A 15,653-nucleotide genomic window follows, 5' to 3' on the forward strand; every position below is an offset into this window, starting at 1 on the left:
AGGCTGCTCAGTGACGGTTGAGGTGCTCAATGACGCTCCCAGAAGCTCGGGCCGACGGGTTCGAGGAAGTCGCTGCGGGCGATCAGATAGCCCTCGTCGTCGACGGTGATGGGCAGCTGCGGCAGCGGGCGGGCCGCCGGGCCGAAGATGACCTTCGCGTGGTCGGTCACATCGAACTGCGACTGGTGGCACGGGCACAGCAGGTGGTGGGTCTGCTGCTCATACAGCGCGACCGGGCAGCCGACGTGCGTGCACACCTTGGAGTACGCGACGATGCCGTTGTACGACCACTCCTTGCGGTCCTCGGACTCCGTCAGCTGCTCGGGGAGCATGCGGATGAGGAGGACGATCGCCTTGGCCTTCTCGTCGAGGTATCCCTCGCTGTGCGAGACGTCGGCGAGGGCTTCGGGGATCACGTGCACCGCGGAGCCGAGCGTGAGGTCGGCGGCCTTGATGGGCTCGCCCGACGGGTCGTGCGCCAGGCGCATGCCCTTCTTCCACATGGTGTGCTCGAGCAGGTACACCGGGTCGCCGGCGTGCGGCTTCTCCGGCGAGTTGAACGGCGCGAGACCGCGGAACAGGACCACACCGGGCACGACCGAGGCCACGAGGGCGGCGATCAGCGAGTTGCGGACCATCGCGCGACGGCCGAAGCCCGAGTCGGCATCGGCGTCGGCGAACGCCTGGATGGCGGCCTCACGCGTCGTGTCGCGGCCGCGCGTGGCGTGGCGGGGCTCGACGAACTCCTTGTCGGACATGACGGCCTTGGACCAGTGGATGGCCCCGACGCCGATGGCGAGCAGCGCGAGCGCGATGCCCAGTCCGATGAAGAGGTTGTTGTTGCGGATGTCGACGATCCGCCCGCTCTCGATCGGGAACAGCATGTAGGCGGCGATGGCCCAGATGCTGCCGGCGATCGACAGGTAGAAGAGCGTGTAGATCCCCCGGACCGCGCGCTGCATGGCGGCCGGGTCCTTGTCGGTCACCCGCTCGCGGTGCGGAGGGAGGCCAGGGTTGCTCACCGGGTCGGTGACCGCGACGGCGAGCCCGGGGGAGGGCTTCCAGGAAGCCCTCTCGTGCTCTAGCGGGTCGTCCTCGTGGGCCATGCTGCTCCTCGTCAAGTGTTACGTGTGTCGTACGTCGATCAGTTGGACTTCGCCGTGATCCACACGGTGATGGCGATCAGCGAGCCGATGCCGAAGATCCAGATGAAGAGGCCCTCGGAGACGGGGCCGAGCGAGCCGAGCGAGAATCCGCCCGCAGACTCGTTGTCCTGCAGGTAGAGCAGGTAGGTGATGATGTCGCGCTTCTCTTCGGTGGTCAGCGTCATGTCGTTGAACACCGGCATGTTCTGCGGGCCCGTCACCATGGCCGCGTACATGTTGAGCGGAGTCGTGGTGTGCAGGGCGGGGGCGTACTTGCCCTCGGTGAGCGCACCGCCTGCACCGGCGACGTTGTGGCACATCGCGCAGTTGATGCGGAAGAGCTCGCCACCCTCGGATGCGCTGCCGCCACCGTCGAGGAGCTCGTCCTTCGGGTAGGTCGGACCGGGCGCGATCGACTGGATGTAGGCGCCGATCGCGGTGATCTGCTCCTCGGTGAACTGCGCGGGCTTCTGCGGAGCCTGCGGGCCCTGCATCTGCAGCGGCATGCGGCCGGTGCTCATCTGGAAGTGCACCGCGAGCTCGCCGACGCCGTAGAGCGACGGGCCGTCCTCGGTGCCCTGCACGTCGAGGCCGTGGCACGTGGCGCAGTTGGCCTGGAACAGCTTCTTGCCGTCTTCGACGGTGAGCGCGGAGTTGGTGACGGTCTCGGGCGTCGTGGCCGCCATCGCCGCGGAGGCGCCGGCGTAGACACCGCCCGTGATGAGCAGGCCGATGCCGATGAGCGCGGCGGCGGCCCAGGGGCTGCGGCGGCCTTTCGAGCGGCGCGTGGTCTCTCGTGCCATTTCGGGTTACAGCTCCGCTCTCACTTGAGGAAGTAGATGACGAGGAAGAGGGCGATCCAGACGACGTCGACGAAGTGCCAGTAGTACGACACGACGATCGAGGACGTCATCTCTTTGCGCCCGAAGTTCTTGACGGCGTACGCGCGCCCGATGACGAGCAGGAAGGCGATGAGGCCACCCGTCACGTGGAGGGCGTGGAAGCCGGTGGTGAGGTAGAAGGCCGACGCGTACGAGTTCGCGGTGATCGGCATGCCCTCTGCGACGAGCTGGGCGTACTCCCACACCTGGCCCGACACGAAGATCGCGCCGAGGGCGAAGGTCAGCCAGAACCACTCGACCATGCCCCAGCCGAGCCAGCCGCGCTTCTTCGTGGAGTAGGGCTGGAAGCGCTCTGCGGCGAACACGCCCATCTGGCACGTGACCGAGGACAGCACGAGGATGATCGTGTTGACGGTCGCGTACGGGATGTTCAGCAGCTGCGTCTCCTGCGCCCACAGTTCGGGCGAGGTGTTGCGCAGGGTGAAGTAGATCGCGAAGAGGCCGGCGAAGAACATCACCTCGCTGCCGAGCCACACGATGGTTCCGACAGCGACCGGATCCGGCCGCTTGACGGACCGCATGGCCTGGGAGTAGGTCGCTGTGGAGGTCGTCACGCTCCCCATTATGGCCGATCTGGAGCCGCGAGTTTCGCATCGGAGGGCATGTCTTGGCCTGGTCTGGAACTTAGGGGAGCCTAAAAGGACCCTGCGACTCTGCCGTGAACCCATGGTGAAGACGCAGAATCGCCGCTGACAGGACGCCGTGTCACGAAACGGTTCCGATTCCCGAGCCCGGCTAGGCTTCTCGGTTATGGCGGAGCTGTACACCTGGCCGGGAATCCTCACCACGCTGCTCGAGCGGCGCGACCTCAGCGTCTCGGAGTCGACGTGGGCGATGCGCCAGATCATGTCGGGCAGCGCCACCCCCTCGCAGCTGGCCGGTTTCCTGGTCGCGCTGCGCTCCAAGGGCGAGACCGTCGACGAGATCGTCGGCTTCCGCGACGCCATCCTCGAGGCCGCGCTGCCGCTTCCCGTCGACGCCGCGGTGCTCGACATCGTGGGCACGGGCGGCGACCGCTTCGGCACCGTCAACGTCTCGACGATGTCGGCGCTCGTGGCCGCAGCATCCGGGATCCCCGTCGTCAAGCACGGCAACAAGGCGGCCAGCTCGTCGTCGGGGTCGTCCGATGTGCTGGGCGCGCTGGGGGTCGACCTCGCGCTGTCGCCGGAGGCGGTGGCAGAGACGCTCTCGCGTGCGGGCATCACCTTCGCGTTCGCGGGCGCGTTCCACCCCGGCTTCAAGAACGCCGCCGCGACGCGCAGCGAACTGGGCGTGCCCACCGTCTTCAACTTCCTCGGGCCGCTGTGCAACCCCGCGCGCGCCGAGGCGAACGCGGTCGGCGTCGCCCACCTCGACCGGGTGCCGCTCATCACCGGCGTCTTCCGCACGCGCGGCGCGACCGCCCTGGTGTTCCGCGGCGACGACGGCCTGGACGAACTCACGACGACCGGGCACAGCCGACTCTGGGAGGTCAGCCGCGGCGACATCCACGAGCACGACCTCGACCCGCGCGACCTCGGGATCCCGCTGGCCGACATCGACGACCTCCTCGGCGGCGACCCCGCCCACAACGCAGCCGTCGTACGTCGCGTGCTCGGCGGCGAAGAGGGACCGGTGCGCGACATCGTGCTCCTGAACGCGGCGGCCGGCATGGTCGCCTACCGGCTGTTCCGCGATGCCGCCCAGGTGCAGCGGCCCATCCTCGAGCGCCTCGCGGAGGCGCGCGACGACGCGGCGGCCGCGATCGACAGCGGGGCCGCTGCGGCCACGCTGGACCGCTGGGTCGAGGCCACCCAGGCACTCGCCTCCTGAGTCGTGCCGAGCGCCGGTTTTCTCCGGCGCGCTCTCTTCCGCGACGTCGGTCGTCGCCGCTAGCGTGTGGCTCAACGACCCGCATCCGAGGAGGACGCATGAGCGAGGAAGAGCCCCGCAGCACCACCGACGTGATCGAGCCCCCCGAGAAGAAGGTCGGCCTGGTCAAGGCGGTCGGCATCCTGGGGATCATCGGCGGCGTGCTGCTGATCGTCGTCGGCATCATCGCGTGGATCGGCGTGACGACGCAGCTCACGGCCGAGAACATCACCATCCCCGACGACGCCGCGGCGTTCCAGGGCCAGCAGGTCACCGGCCCCTTCACCGCCTACGTGCAGGCCGACATCATCAACACGCACGCGCTGGCGGCGTCGGGGGGCAAGACGTACGCCGAGCTCGACCAGGACGACCCGGTGCGCACGACCGTGATGCAGGCGTCGTTCCTGCGTGCGTCGCTGTTCACCTCGATCGTCGCCTACGGCGTCGCGCTCTTCGCGGCGGGCATGGGAGTGCTGGCGATCATGTTCGGATGGGCGATCCATCGCCTCGCCGACGTGCCGGTGGTGATCCGGCGGTCCAACGTCGTCTGATCCGCGGGCCTCTTCCCCTGTGAACCCCCACGACGCGCTCACCGAGATCGCCACGCTCCTGGAGCGTGAGCGCTCGTCACGCTACAAGTCGAAGGCGTTCCGTGCGGCAGCCGACGCGATCGAGGGCCTGAGCGACGCAGAGCTGCGGGACACCGCGGCTCTGCGTCGCCGCAAAGGGATCGGCGACTCCACGCTCGCGGTGATCCAGCAGGCGCTGACCGGCGAGGTACCCGGCTACCTCGTCGATCTTCGCGAGCGCGCCGGCGTGCAGCGCGCCTCGACGCTGCGGCCGCTGCTGCGCGGCGACCTCCACTCCCACAGCGAGTGGTCCGACGGGCTCACCTCGATCGACCTGATGGTCGACGCGGCCCGGGCCCTCGGCCACGAGTACCTCGCCCTGACCGACCACTCGCCGCGGCTGCGCGTCGCGAACGGCCTGTCGCCCGAACGCCTGCGGGCGCAGCTCGAGGTCGTCGCGGGCATGAGCGGCGACGGATTCACCCTCTTGTCGGGCATCGAGGTCGACATCCTCGAGGACGGCGCGCTCGACCAGGAGCCCGAGCTGCTCGCCGAGCTCGACGTCGTGGTCGCGTCAGCCCATTCGAAGCTGCGCATGGAGCGCGGGCCGATGACCCGCCGGCTGGTCGCGGCGGTGTCCGACCCGCACATCGACGTGCTGGGGCACGTCACGGGTCGTCTCGTCGAGGGTTCGCGCGGGACGCGCCCGCCCTCGACCTTCGACGCGCGCGCCGTGTTCGAGGCCTGCGAGGCCCACGGTGTCGCCGTCGAGATCAACTCCCGGCCCGAGCGGCAGGATCCGCCCGACGAGCTCATGGCGCTCGCGCTGGAGATCGGATGCCTCTTCTCCATCGATTCGGACGCGCATGCGCCCGGCCAGCTCTCGCTGCTCGACTACGGCGCCGAGCGGGCCGAGCGCATCGGCGTGCCGGCCGAGCGCATCGTCACGACGTGGCCGCTGGCGAAGCTCCGGGAGTGGACCGGCCGCGCGCGCGGCGCCTGAGCCTGCGGATCAGACCGCGTCGAGGGCGTCGACGATGCGGGTCATCGACGCGCCCAGCGCCCACCGCTCGGCGAGGGACGCAGCATCCGTTCTCGCGTCGTCGGTGAGGGGACGAAGCCGCGGGTCGGGCACGTCGAGCGGGAGGTCGCGGACGACGGCCACCACCTGGGGCGCCACGGCGAGGTAGGGGAGACCGGCCAGCACCTTGGTGCGCACGCCCGCGGACATGCCCTCGCCGAGCTCGGCCGCCGCGACGATGCCGGCGAGGTCGCCGTGGGTGGCGAGCAGGCCCGCGGCGGTCTTCTCGCCGATGCCGGCGACTCCCGGCAGGCCGTCGGACGAGTCGCCGCGGAGGGTGGTGAAGTCGGCGTACTGCGACGGCAGCACGCCGTACTTGGCGACCACCGACGCGTCGGTGAGCACCTCGAGGTTGCTCATGCCGCGCGCGGTGTAGACGACGCGGACGTCGCGCTCGTCGTCGACGAGCTGGAAGAGGTCGCGGTCGCCGGTGACGATGTCGACGGGCATGGCCGAGGTGGACGCGAGGGTGCCGATCACGTCGTCGGCCTCGTGGGCCGTGGCGCCGACGATCCGGATGCCGAGCGTGTCGAGCACCTCGCGGATCACGGGCACCTGCACCTCGAGCGGGTCGGGCACCTCTTCGACGTCGGGCCCGCCGGCGACGACCTCGGCGACGCGATGCGTCTTGTACGTCGGGATGAGGTCGACGCGCCACTGCGGGCGCCAGTCGTCGTCCCAGCACGCGACGAGATGCGTCGGCCGGTAGGTGGTGACCAGACGCGTGATGATGTCGAGGAATCCGCGGACGGCGTTCACCGGCGTCCCGTCCGGTGCGCGCACGGTGTCGGGCACCCCGTAGAACGCGCGGAAGTAGAGGGACGCGGAATCGAGCAGCATCAGGCGGTCGGTCACGCGTTCATCCTGGCACGCGCCCCCGACGCGACGCTTCGCTACCCGCCGTTCACCTGCCGGACCGGCGCCGGTCGCCCGCGAGGACCCGTCGCGTTCACGTCCGGCGCCCACCGTGGGGAGACAGCGCCGAGCCCGATCCTGAGGCCCGGCCGGGAGGAGGCGCCCCATGGGTCGCGAGGATGTGCTGGCGTGGGTCGAGTCGCCGCTGCAGCTCGTGGGCGCCGCGGAATGGGCAGCCGCCCACCACGCGGCCGTCCCCGTCGCGGGCCGGCTGACGCCGCAGATCTCGGCCACCGCCGACGAGCTGCTGTCGCGTGGTGCGCGTTTCGGCGCGCTCGAGCCGTACCTCGGCATCCCGTGGAACCTGCTCGCCCGCCACGGCCACTGGCTGGTCGGCGACGGCTTCTCGGGCCAGTTCCGCCTCGCGGCCGCGGTGCTGCGTCCCCACCGCATCACCTTCCTCGATGACGGCGCCCATGCGATCGCGTACGCCGACACGCTCCTCGGCCGCCGCCCCTACGCGCGCCCGAACATCGACGAGCGCGGACTCACCACCGTCGCCGCCCCGTTCGCCGCCGAGCTCGTGCATCGCCGCGCGACCGCGCGCCGCGCGGCGATGTTCACCGCGTTCGACCTCGGCGCCGACCGCCTCGACGCCCTCGCGGACCAGGGATTCGGCATCCGTCGCCACGACTTCTCCTGGACCCGACGGAGCGCGCCGGCCGCCCCCGAGCTCGGCCGTCGCGTCGTGCTCGGCAGCGCGCTGCCGGTGGACGGACGGATGCTGCTGCTCGACTACGTCCGGTGGGTGCGGGATGCCGCGGCCGGCGGCGCGGTGTATCTCCCGCACCGGCGCGAGACCGCGGAGCAGCTGGACGCCGTCGCGACGGTGCCGGAGCTGCGCATCCACCAGACCGGGCTGCCCGTCGAGCTCGTGCTCGCCGGCGCGCGGGGTCCCCTCGACGTGCACACGCTGCCGTCGAGCACCACGACGACGCTCCCGCTCGTGCTCGCGGGCACCGGGGCGGCCGTGCACACGGGCCGCGCACGGCGCTCGGCCGGGAAGGCGACGGCATGAGCGAGGTCGTCGCCATCATCCCCGCGCGCGGCGGCTCGAAGGGCATCCCGCGCAAGAACCTGCAGCGCGTCGGCGGCGTGCCGCTCGTGGCGCGCGCCGTGGAGGCGGCACGACGCTGCCCGGCGGTCGACCGCGTCGTCGTCACCACCGACGACGTCGACATCGCCGCCGTCGCCGCCGAATGGGGCGCGGAGGTCGTCGAGAGGCCTGCTGACCTCGCCGGCGATCTCGCGAGCAGCGAGAGCGCGCTCGTGCACGCCCTCGAGACGCTCGAAGCGCGCAAGGTCGACGCGGGCGTCCTCGTGTTCCTGCAGGCGACCTCGCCGTTCATCGACGTCGACGCGCTGACCGCCGCCGTGCAGCTGGTGCGCTCGCGACGACGAGACAGCGTCTTCTCGGCCGTCGAGACTTACGGATTCCTGTGGGAGAAGGGCATCGGCAGTGCGGCCGAGCCGGTCAACCACGAGATCGACGTGCGCCCGCGCCGGCAGGACCGCGAACCGCACTACCTCGAGACCGGCGCCTTCTACGTCATGCGTGCCGCGGGCTTCCGGGCCGCGAACCACCGCTTCTTCGGCAGCGTGGGCATCGCCGAGGTCGCCCCGCGGACCGCGATCGAGATCGACACGCTCGACGAGCTGGAGCTCGCTCGCGCGCTCGCGCCCCTCGTCGACCGCGACGCATTCGGCGCCCGCGCGGGTTCGATCCCCGTCGACGCGGTCGTGACCGACTTCGACGGCGTGCACACCGACGACACCGTGCACGTCGACCAGAACGGCGTCGAGTCCGTCACCGTGAGCCGATCGGACGGCATGGGGGTCGGGATGCTGCGAGCCGCCGGCATCCCGTTCCTCATCCTCTCGACCGAGGCGAACCCCGTCGTGGCGGCCCGTGCCCGCAAGCTCGGCGTCGACGTGCGACAGGCCGCGGCCGACAAGGCGGCGGTGCTGCGCGAGTGGGCGGGGGAGCGCGGCATCCCGCTCTCGCGCATCGCGTATCTCGGCAACGACGTCAACGACCTCGGCTGCCTCGAGATCGTCGGCTGGCCCGTCGCGGTGCCCGATGCGCACCCCCTCGTCCTCTCGACTGCGCGCGTCGTGCTCGACCACTCCGGCGGCGCCGGCGCCGTGCGCGATCTCGCCGAGCGCGTGCTGAACGGCCGGGACGCCGTCGTCGCCACCTCTCACACCTCTGCACATCCCACAGCACCACTGGAGGCCTCATGACCGTCACCATCGGATCCCGCGTCGTCGGGGGCGGACGCCCCGCGTACGTCATCGCCGAGATCGGGCTCAACCACAACGGCGACGTCGACCTCGCCAAGCGGCTCATCGACGTGGCGGCCGACGCCGGCGCGGACGCGGTCAAGTTCCAGAAGCGCACGCCCGAGATCGCGACGCCCGAGCACATGCGCGACATGCCGCGCGACACCCCGTGGGGCCGCATGACGTACCTCGACTACCGTCGCCGCGTCGAGTTCGACCGCGAGCAGTACATAGAGATCTCGGACCACGCGCTGCTGCGCGGACTCGAGTGGTTCGCGTCGCCGTGGGACGTGCCGAGCGTCGCCTTCCTCGAGGACCTCGGCGTCGTCGCGCACAAGGTGGCCTCCGCCTCGCTCACCGACGTCGAGCTGCTCGAGGCGCTCCGCGCCACGGGCAAGCCGGTCATCCTCTCGACCGGCATGTCGACGATCGAGCAGATCGAGGCCGCCATCGCCATCCTCGGCACCGACAACCTCGTGCTCATGCACGCCACGTCGACGTACCCGATGGAGCCGGAAGAGGCCAACCTCCGCATGATCCCGGCGCTGCGCGACCGCTTCCCGGGCGTGCCTGTCGGCTACTCGGGCCACGAGCGCGGCCTGCAGATCTCGCTCGCCGCGGTCGCCCTCGGCGCCGTCGCGGTGGAGCGCCACATCACCCTTGACCGCACGATGTGGGGCTCCGACCACGCCGCGTCGCTCGAGCCCGCGGGTCTGCAGCACCTGGTGCGCGACATCCGTGTCATCGAGGCGGCTCTCGGCGACGGCGTGAAGCGCGTCTACCCGGGCGAGCTCGCCCCCATGGCGAAGCTGCGCCGCGTCCCCGCGTGAGCCCCCGCAGGGCAGAGGGCGAGCGGCCCCGGGTCGTCGCGATCGCCGACACCGACTCCTACGTGAAGTGGGCGGCCGCCCTCCTCGGGGGTGTCGGAGAGCGATGGGATGCTGCGCTCCTGGTGCTCGACACCCCGCTCGTGGTCAGCGATTCCCAACTCGCCTCGGCTCTCGCCGGGAGCGGGCTGCCGCGTGAGCGCGTGGAGCGGGTGTCTTACGCAGGCCTCGCTGCCCGACTCGCCGAGCTGCAGGCGGATGCCGTCGTGATCGGCGCCCGCGGACCCCTGGTGCGCGTGCTCGCGCGCGACCTCGCCGCGCAGGATCCGCGACCGGTCGTGGTGACGGGCCTTCCGGGCATCTCGATCCCCGCGACGCGCAAGGCCGTCGTGTACCGGCTGCAGTCCGACCTGTTCGTCGTGCACTCGCGCCGCGAGGTGCGGGAGTTCGGCGCGCTGTCGGTGCGCACTGGCTACGCGCACCGCTACGCCCTCGCGACGCTGCCGTTCGCGCGCGGCGCGGTCACGGCAGGCGGCGGGGGCCGTCCGGACGCCGACGGCACCGACCTCGTCTTCGCGACGCAGGCGAAGGTCCCCGCCGAGCGCGAGGACCGGCTGCGGGTCGCGCGCATGCTCGTGCGAGCCGCCGAAGCGGACCCGTCGCGGCGCGTGGTGGTGAAGCTGCGCGCTGCGTCGGGCGAGCACCAGACCCACGCCGAGGTCGACGGCTACCCCGAGCTGCTCGCCTCGCTCGGGCCGCTGCCGGCCAACCTCGTGACCTCGACCGGATCCATGGGCGCCGCGCTCGACACCGCCGAGGGACTCGTCACCGTCAGCTCCACGGCGGCGATCGAGGCGATCGCCCGCGGCATCCCCGTCATCGCGCTCGACAGCTTCGGCGTCTCGGCGCGCCTCATCAACGAGACGCTCGCGGACGCCGATCTGCTCGCGAGCGAGGAGGACGTCGTCGCGCGCCGGTTCCGGCACCCGGATCCCGAGTGGCTCGACGAGAACTACTTCCACGCTCCCGAGGCCGACGACTGGACCGGGCATGTCGAGGCACTGCTCGCGCAGCGGTCGGCGGGGCGGCTTCCGGCACGGGCCGCGCCGGCGCGCCGCGGCGGCGCGCTGCGCGACGCCTGGGAGCGCAAGGTCGCTCTCGGCTCCAGCGACACGTCCGCCTCGGGCGCCGTGGCGTACGCCGTGGGAGTGCCGCTGCGCGCGGTCGTGCGGGCGGCGAAACGCGCACGCCGTTCGCTCTCGGGCGGGGTTCAGCAGCCGGGGCCGGCCGGATCCTCGACGCAGGTGCGGTCGACGAGCGCGGTGCGCACCTCGACGACCCGCACGCCGTAGCCCGCTGCCTGCGCCCTGACCACGCCGGGCACCGGCCGCCACGTGCCGCTTCCGAAATCGACGGATGCCTCGTACTCGACCGTCACCGAGACCGGATACGTCCCGCGGGCCTGGTACGCGTGGCTGGTCGCCGTCGGAGTGAACTGCCCCTGGCCGAGGCGCGACCACGAGGCGCCCCCGGTGGCCGCGCGGGTCGTGGTGCCGTCGCCGTGGTCGAACACGTACGCGACCGGCGCGAAGCGCACGGTCACGTCCCAGCCGAGCACCGTGCCGGGGATGCGCTGCTCGGACGCCGAGGCCAGCAGGTTCGTCGGCATGCCGACCACGCCGAACCCGGCCGGCTCGCCGCTCAGCGTCGGCTGCGCGGGCCGGAAGGACGCGAGATCGGCGAGCGTCACGTCGGGCGGGCCCGCGACGACGTAGTTCTCGCAGCGGTTGAGCGGACCGCAGTCTTCGGGCTCGACGGTGGCTTCGGGTTGGGGACTGGTGCCTGAATTCGGGCGGGAGTCTGTGTCACCGGGCTTGCCAGGCTGAGACTCACCCGCGCCCACGGTGACATCTGAGCCGCTGTTGTCGACGTCGCAATAAGTCCACGCGCTCGAACCCGAACAGTTGGAGCTCGGCGCGCTGTGCACCTGGCCAATGACGGCGAGCACAACTAATGAAGCGGCTAGGAGTTGCACCGAGGGTCCTCGACAGCATCACTGGTGCGGACGCTCAGCCCTGTCGGCGTTGACGACTCGACGAACGTTACCTGCAACGCATACTGGCTTGGGCGGTTGTCGGGAACGACTGACTGCCCGGTCGCGTCGGTCACCTGCACATCACTGACGTCGCTGCAGACAACCGCGTCAACGATTCCCCCCGTAACTGCGCCGGGATGAAATCCCGTGACGGTCGTGTCGCCTGCGACGACCCATCCGTCCGCGTGCAGTTGGGAGAGCGACTTCCGCTCGTTGGCGTTCGCCTCCCCGGTCGTCCAGCCGTACACAGCCTCGAACGTCTCCGGGTCGCTCAGATCCACTTGGTTGAGTGCATCCACGTATGCCCGGTAGGTTTCCTCGGCCGCCGTGAACGCCTCTTCCTCGCTCGAGAATCCAGACGTCGGCGTCGGCTCCGCCGGCCCCGGCGTGGTGCACCCGGCGAGCGCGAGCACGAGCAGCCCGCTGAGCGCGGCCGCCGTCACCCGAGTCCTCACGCCTTCACGCTAGCCGCCGGTGCCGCACCGCCGACGGAGTTATCCACAACGCCGGCGAAGAAGCCGGCGATCGCGTCCGGGGGGTGTCGCAGATCGCCGGCTCCGGGCGGGTCGGTGAGACCGCCCCTCGTGCCCGGCGACGTGTCGGGCACGAGGGGCGGTCCCCGGCGACTGGTCGCCTGCAGGGTTTCGCGGAGAAGGGGACCGGGATTCCCGCCTCCCCGCGATGGCTCCAGGTTCCCAATCCGACCTGGGAGATCCCTATCGCCCGACTGCACGCCGGCCGCGCACTGGCCGTGCAGGCGCTGGGCTGTCATCATGACGCCATGCGCATCGCCGGACCGGTCGTCACGCTCGCACTCGTCGCGTCGCTCGCCGCGCTCACGGGCTGCACCACGTCGCAGCCGGTCATCGCTCCGGTCACCCGGGACGTCGGCGACCTCCAGGGCGAGACCGTCGAGCTCGCGGTGGGGCAGGTGCTGAACATCGGCACCGGCGCTCTCGCCGTCGACAGCTACGAGGGCGAGGTCTCCGATCCGTCGGTCGCGACGTTCACCGCGGGGCGCGTGGACGGTGGCACGACCTACAACCCGGGCGTCGAGGGTGTCGCCCCCGGCACGACGAAGGTGGTGCTGTCGAACGAGGACGGCGGCATCCAGGACGTCACCTTCACGGTGGAGGTCTCGGGCTGATCCGGCACGGCTGCGGCCCCGACGGGGCGTCCGGGCGTAGTCTCATGCGATGACCTCCGCCGCGAGCAGGGCAGAGCTGCGGGCGCTCCTCGACGAGCTGCACGACGCGGCCACCGCGCGCGTGGCCGCGATGGACGAGACCCTCGAGGAGCTGCGCGCCGACCGCGGCGCCGACGTCGCCGATGACGAGCACGATCCCGAGGGCGTGACGCTGTCGGGCGAGTGGTCCCGCGCGGTCGCCCTCGAAGAGGCCGCGCACCGCGAGATCGCCGAGATCGACGAGGCCGTCAAGCGCTGGGAGGACGGCACCTACGGCGTCTGCGTCGACTGCGGCCGCAGCATCCCGATCGCCCGTCTTCGCGCCCGTCCCTTCGCGACGCGCTGCGTGTCGTGCGCCGAGAAGGCGGGCGTCTGACGTGTCGTTCGGCGCCGCGGCATCCCGAGCCGCCCCGGACGGCTTCCCGCGCGTCGCGGACGCGGATCCCTGCCCGTGCGGCAGCGGTGATCGCTTCGATGGATGCTGCGCCCCCGCGCTGCGCGGAACCCCGGCGTCGACGGCCGAGCGCCTGATGCGCTCGCGGTACACGGCGTTCGTGGTCGGCGACGCGCTGTATCTCAGCGGCACGTGGCATCCGGGCACGCGTCCCGCGGAGCTGACGCTCGATGCCGCACAGCGCTGGACAGCGCTCGAGATCGTCGACACCGAGGAGGGCACCGAGGACGACACGCGGGGTGTCGTCGAGTTCCGCGCCGCGTGGCGCCATGGCCGCGACCGCGGCGTGCTCCACGAGCGCAGCCGCTTCGTGCGGCAGGGGGATCGCTGGTGGTACCTCGACGGCCACATCGATCCGACCTGACCGGTCGCCGAGGAGCCGACCGCCGATAGCGTGGCAGACATGACCACTCAGGCAGAGAAAGCTCAGACCCTCGCCCGACTGCACGCCGCCCCCGAGATCCTTCGCGTCGTCAACGTGTGGGACGCCGTGTCGGCCCGCACCGTCGCCGCCCTTCCCGAGACCCGCGCGATCGCGACGGCGGGCCACTCCATCGCCGCGAGCTTCGGCTACCCCGACGGGCAGATCCCGCTCGAGACCACGCTCGACATGGTCGGGCGCATCGTCGAGGCCGTGGGCGACCTGCCGGTGAGCGCCGACCTCGACGCCGGATACGGCGACGCCGGCGAGACGGCGCGCCGCGCCATCGGCGTGGGCGTCGTCGGCGCCAACGTCGAGGACCGCCTGGTGCCGCTCGCCGAGGCCGTCGCCAACGTCGAGGCGATCGTCGCGGCCGGTGCCGCGGAGGGCGTGCCGTTCGTGCTGAACGCGCGCACCGACGCGTTCGTGCGTGCCGGCCAGCGCCCGCTCGAGGAGTCGATCGCCGACGCGATCGAACGCGGCCGCGCGTATCTCGCGGCCGGCGCGGACATCGTGTTCGTGCCCGGCATCCTGAACGCCGACGTCACACGGCAGCTGGTCGAGGGCATCGGCGAGCGCAAGATCAGCGTCATCGGCCTGCCCGGCGCGCTGACGGCGGCCGAGTACGAGGCGCTCGGCGTCGCCCGCATCTCGTACGGCCCCACCACGCAGCGCGTCGCGCTGACGGCGCTGCAGGACGTCGCCGCCGAGCTCTACGCGGACGGCGTCATCCCCGCATCCACGCGCGCGCTGAACTGACGCGCGCGCGTCCGATCGGCCCGCGGGAATCCCCGCGGGCCGATCGTCGTTGTGCCGGACATGGAGCCCGCACCCGTCGACGTCGTCGTGATCGGCGCCGGGCAGGCGGGGCTCTCGGCCGCGTACCACCTGCAGCGCCGCGGATACGTCCCGCTCGGGCGCGCGGGCGCCGCGGATCGGACTTTCCTCGTGGTCGACGCGAACCCCGAGCCCGGGGGAGCGTGGCAGCACCGCTGGCCGTCGCTGCGCATGGCGACGGTCAACGGCATCCACGAGCTGCCGGGGTTCGCCGTGCCGCCGGCGGATCCCACGGCGGCGAGCCGCGACATCCTTCCCGCGTATTTCGCCCAGTACGAGGAGCGGTTCGCTCTCGACGTGCTCCGGCCCGTGCAGGTCAAGGCTGTGCGCCGCGCCGACGAGGACCCGCGCGGCCAGCTGGTGGTCGAGACCGACCGGGGCACGTGGGCCGCGCGGTACGTGATCAACGCGACGGGCACGTGGACGCGCCCGTTCTGGCCGCGCTACCCGGGGCAGGAGCGCTTCCGCGGGCGGCAGCTGCACGTCGGCGACTTCGTCTCCGCGGACGAGTTCCGCGGCCGGCGGGTCGTCATCGTCGGTGCCGGCATCTCGGCGGTGCAGCTGCTCGACGAGATCTCGCACGTCGCCGACACGTTCTGGGTGACGCGCCGCGAGCCGCAATGGGTCGAGGACGACTTCGACATCCCGGCCAGGGTCGCCGCCATCGCCGGCGTCGAGGACCGCGTGCGCCGGGGCCTTCCGCCCGGCAGCGTCATCTCGGTAACCGGCATGCACTGGACGCCGTGGGCGCGCGCGGCCGAGGCGCGCGGCGTGCTCGTGCGCCATCCGATGTTCGCGTCGATCGAGGAGGACGGCGTCCGCATGCCCGACGGCACGTTCGAGCGCGCCGACGTCATCCTCTGGGCGACCGGCTTCCGGCCCGCTCTCGATCACCTCGCGCCGCTGCGCCTGCGCACGCCCGAGGGAGGGTTCCGCGTCGAGAACGGCCGCTCGATCGACGAGCCTCGGCTGTTCCTCATCGGCTACGGCCCGTCGCAGTCGACGGTGGGCGCCAACCGCGCCGGCCGCGACGCCGTCCGCGCGATCGCCGCCGAGCCGGTCGCGGTCGCCGCTTAGGCTCGAACGT

At 71.7% G+C, this 15,653-nt stretch carries 18 protein-coding genes; 12 read left to right on the forward strand and 6 right to left on the reverse strand.

The annotated features are described in order from the left end of the window. Positions 1-26 precede the first annotated feature (26 nt). From ACFC1I_RS01400 to ACFC1I_RS01410, 3 genes are read right to left on the reverse strand one after another with little or no spacing between them, the layout of a single operon-like run. Positions 27-1,106 (reverse strand): Rieske 2Fe-2S domain-containing protein, encoded by a 1,080-nt coding sequence (locus tag ACFC1I_RS01400; protein ID WP_376006044.1) that lies wholly within the window; start codon positions 1,104-1,106, stop codon positions 27-29. A gap of 38 nt (positions 1,107-1,144) precedes the next feature. After that, positions 1,145-1,948 (reverse strand): c-type cytochrome, encoded by an 804-nt coding sequence (locus ACFC1I_RS01405; protein ID WP_376006045.1) that lies wholly within the window; start codon positions 1,946-1,948, stop codon positions 1,145-1,147. A gap of 20 nt (positions 1,949-1,968) precedes the next feature. Next, positions 1,969-2,610, reverse strand: a complete 642-nt coding sequence (locus ACFC1I_RS01410; RefSeq protein WP_376006047.1) for a heme-copper oxidase subunit III — start codon at positions 2,608-2,610, stop codon at positions 1,969-1,971. A 187-nt stretch (positions 2,611-2,797) separates the two neighbouring features. On the opposite strand from ACFC1I_RS01410, the gene trpD reads away from it, so the two are divergent. The 3 genes from trpD to ACFC1I_RS01425 all read left to right on the forward strand — a co-directional run bounded on the left by trpD (position 2,798) and on the right by ACFC1I_RS01425 (position 5,470). Beyond that, positions 2,798-3,859 (forward strand): anthranilate phosphoribosyltransferase, encoded by a 1,062-nt coding sequence (gene trpD, locus ACFC1I_RS01415; RefSeq protein WP_376006048.1) that lies wholly within the window; start codon positions 2,798-2,800, stop codon positions 3,857-3,859. Positions 3,860-3,957: 98 nt separating this feature from the next. Continuing rightward, the gene (locus ACFC1I_RS01420) at positions 3,958-4,449 is read left to right on the forward strand and encodes an aromatic ring-opening dioxygenase LigA (RefSeq protein ID WP_376006050.1); all 492 of its coding nucleotides are present in this window, start codon (positions 3,958-3,960) and stop codon (positions 4,447-4,449) included. 19 nt (positions 4,450-4,468) lie between these two features. Further along, positions 4,469-5,470: a PHP domain-containing protein gene (locus ACFC1I_RS01425; RefSeq protein WP_376006052.1), complete on the forward strand. Its 1,002-nt coding sequence runs from the start codon at positions 4,469-4,471 to the stop codon at positions 5,468-5,470. 9 nt (positions 5,471-5,479) lie between these two features. Here the strand turns inward: ACFC1I_RS01425 and ACFC1I_RS01430 are convergent, their stop codons facing one another. After that, positions 5,480-6,403: a 5'-3' exonuclease H3TH domain-containing protein gene (locus tag ACFC1I_RS01430; RefSeq protein ID WP_376006054.1), complete on the reverse strand. Its 924-nt coding sequence runs from the start codon at positions 6,401-6,403 to the stop codon at positions 5,480-5,482. A 166-nt stretch (positions 6,404-6,569) separates the two neighbouring features. Between ACFC1I_RS01430 and ACFC1I_RS01435 the strand changes: the two genes are divergently transcribed. The 4 genes from ACFC1I_RS01435 to ACFC1I_RS01450 are packed head-to-tail and all read left to right on the forward strand — an operon-like array spanning position 6,570 to position 10,925. After that, positions 6,570-7,481, forward strand: coding sequence for a hypothetical protein (locus ACFC1I_RS01435; RefSeq protein ID WP_376006056.1), 912 nt, complete (start codon positions 6,570-6,572; stop codon positions 7,479-7,481). Then, positions 7,478-8,707 (forward strand): cytidylyltransferase domain-containing protein, encoded by a 1,230-nt coding sequence (locus tag ACFC1I_RS01440; RefSeq protein ID WP_376006058.1) that lies wholly within the window; start codon positions 7,478-7,480, stop codon positions 8,705-8,707. Before ACFC1I_RS01435 ends, ACFC1I_RS01440 begins: the two co-directional genes overlap by 4 nt. Beyond that, on the forward strand, positions 8,704-9,576 hold the full coding sequence (locus tag ACFC1I_RS01445) for an N-acetylneuraminate synthase family protein (protein ID WP_376006060.1): 873 nt from the start codon (positions 8,704-8,706) through the stop codon (positions 9,574-9,576). Before ACFC1I_RS01440 ends, ACFC1I_RS01445 begins: the two co-directional genes overlap by 4 nt. Then, positions 9,573-10,925, forward strand: a complete 1,353-nt coding sequence (locus ACFC1I_RS01450; RefSeq protein WP_376006061.1) for a DUF6716 putative glycosyltransferase — start codon at positions 9,573-9,575, stop codon at positions 10,923-10,925. The genes ACFC1I_RS01445 and ACFC1I_RS01450 overlap by 4 nt, the downstream gene beginning before the upstream one ends. Here the strand turns inward: ACFC1I_RS01450 and ACFC1I_RS01455 are convergent. Further along, positions 10,844-11,476, reverse strand: a complete 633-nt coding sequence (locus ACFC1I_RS01455; protein ID WP_376006063.1) for a hypothetical protein — start codon at positions 11,474-11,476, stop codon at positions 10,844-10,846. The genes ACFC1I_RS01450 and ACFC1I_RS01455 overlap by 82 nt on opposite strands. Positions 11,477-11,595: 119 nt before the next feature. Beyond that, positions 11,596-12,123 (reverse strand): hypothetical protein, encoded by a 528-nt coding sequence (locus ACFC1I_RS01460; protein ID WP_376006065.1) that lies wholly within the window; start codon positions 12,121-12,123, stop codon positions 11,596-11,598. A 326-nt stretch (positions 12,124-12,449) separates the two neighbouring features. Here ACFC1I_RS01460 and ACFC1I_RS01465 point away from each other — a divergent pair, with 326 nt between their 5' ends. Genes ACFC1I_RS01465 through ACFC1I_RS01485 form a run of 5 tightly spaced genes read left to right on the forward strand, consistent with a single transcriptional unit; the run spans position 12,450 to position 15,643 of the window. After that, entirely contained in the window at positions 12,450-12,815 is a 366-nt protein-coding gene (locus ACFC1I_RS01465) for a hypothetical protein (protein WP_376006067.1), read from the forward strand. 49 nt (positions 12,816-12,864) lie between these two features. Further along, the gene (locus ACFC1I_RS01470; protein ID WP_376006069.1) at positions 12,865-13,230 is read left to right on the forward strand and encodes a TraR/DksA family transcriptional regulator; all 366 of its coding nucleotides are present in this window, start codon (positions 12,865-12,867) and stop codon (positions 13,228-13,230) included. 1 nt (position 13,231) lies between these two features. Further along, positions 13,232-13,672, forward strand: coding sequence for a YchJ family protein (locus ACFC1I_RS01475; RefSeq protein ID WP_376006071.1), 441 nt, complete (start codon positions 13,232-13,234; stop codon positions 13,670-13,672). Between the two features lie 39 nt (positions 13,673-13,711). After that, positions 13,712-14,488, forward strand: a complete 777-nt coding sequence (locus ACFC1I_RS01480) for an isocitrate lyase/phosphoenolpyruvate mutase family protein (protein WP_376006073.1) — start codon at positions 13,712-13,714, stop codon at positions 14,486-14,488. A gap of 60 nt (positions 14,489-14,548) precedes the next feature. Then, positions 14,549-15,643, forward strand: coding sequence for an NAD(P)-binding domain-containing protein (locus ACFC1I_RS01485; protein ID WP_376006074.1), 1,095 nt, complete (start codon positions 14,549-14,551; stop codon positions 15,641-15,643). Positions 15,644-15,653: the final 10 nt, after the last annotated feature.

Origin of the sequence: Microbacterium sp. NPDC056044, from assembly GCF_042267145.1 — a bacterium.
Lineage (GTDB): Bacteria > Actinomycetota > Actinomycetes > Actinomycetales > Microbacteriaceae > Microbacterium.

Bases quoted from the DNA above. Each gene is read 5' to 3' on its own strand.
- ACFC1I_RS01435 (WP_376006056.1), top strand. From the start codon at position 6,570: ATGGGTCGCGAGGATGTGCTGGCGTGGGTCGAGTCGCCGCTGCAGCTC.
- ACFC1I_RS01485 (WP_376006074.1), top strand. From the start codon at position 14,549: ATGGAGCCCGCACCCGTCGACGTCGTCGTGATCGGCGCCGGGCAGGCG.
- ACFC1I_RS01480 (WP_376006073.1), top strand. From the start codon at position 13,712: ATGACCACTCAGGCAGAGAAAGCTCAGACCCTCGCCCGACTGCACGCC.
- ACFC1I_RS01470 (WP_376006069.1), top strand. From the start codon at position 12,865: ATGACCTCCGCCGCGAGCAGGGCAGAGCTGCGGGCGCTCCTCGACGAG.
- ACFC1I_RS01445 (WP_376006060.1), top strand. From the start codon at position 8,704: ATGACCGTCACCATCGGATCCCGCGTCGTCGGGGGCGGACGCCCCGCG.
- ACFC1I_RS01405 (WP_376006045.1), bottom strand. From the start codon at position 1,948: ATGGCACGAGAGACCACGCGCCGCTCGAAAGGCCGCCGCAGCCCCTGG.
- ACFC1I_RS01420 (WP_376006050.1), top strand. From the start codon at position 3,958: ATGAGCGAGGAAGAGCCCCGCAGCACCACCGACGTGATCGAGCCCCCC.
- ACFC1I_RS01400 (WP_376006044.1), bottom strand. From the start codon at position 1,106: ATGGCCCACGAGGACGACCCGCTAGAGCACGAGAGGGCTTCCTGGAAG.
- ACFC1I_RS01465 (WP_376006067.1), top strand. From the start codon at position 12,450: ATGCGCATCGCCGGACCGGTCGTCACGCTCGCACTCGTCGCGTCGCTC.
- trpD (WP_376006048.1), top strand. From the start codon at position 2,798: ATGGCGGAGCTGTACACCTGGCCGGGAATCCTCACCACGCTGCTCGAG.
- ACFC1I_RS01410 (WP_376006047.1), bottom strand. From the start codon at position 2,610: ATGGGGAGCGTGACGACCTCCACAGCGACCTACTCCCAGGCCATGCGG.
- ACFC1I_RS01440 (WP_376006058.1), top strand. From the start codon at position 7,478: ATGAGCGAGGTCGTCGCCATCATCCCCGCGCGCGGCGGCTCGAAGGGC.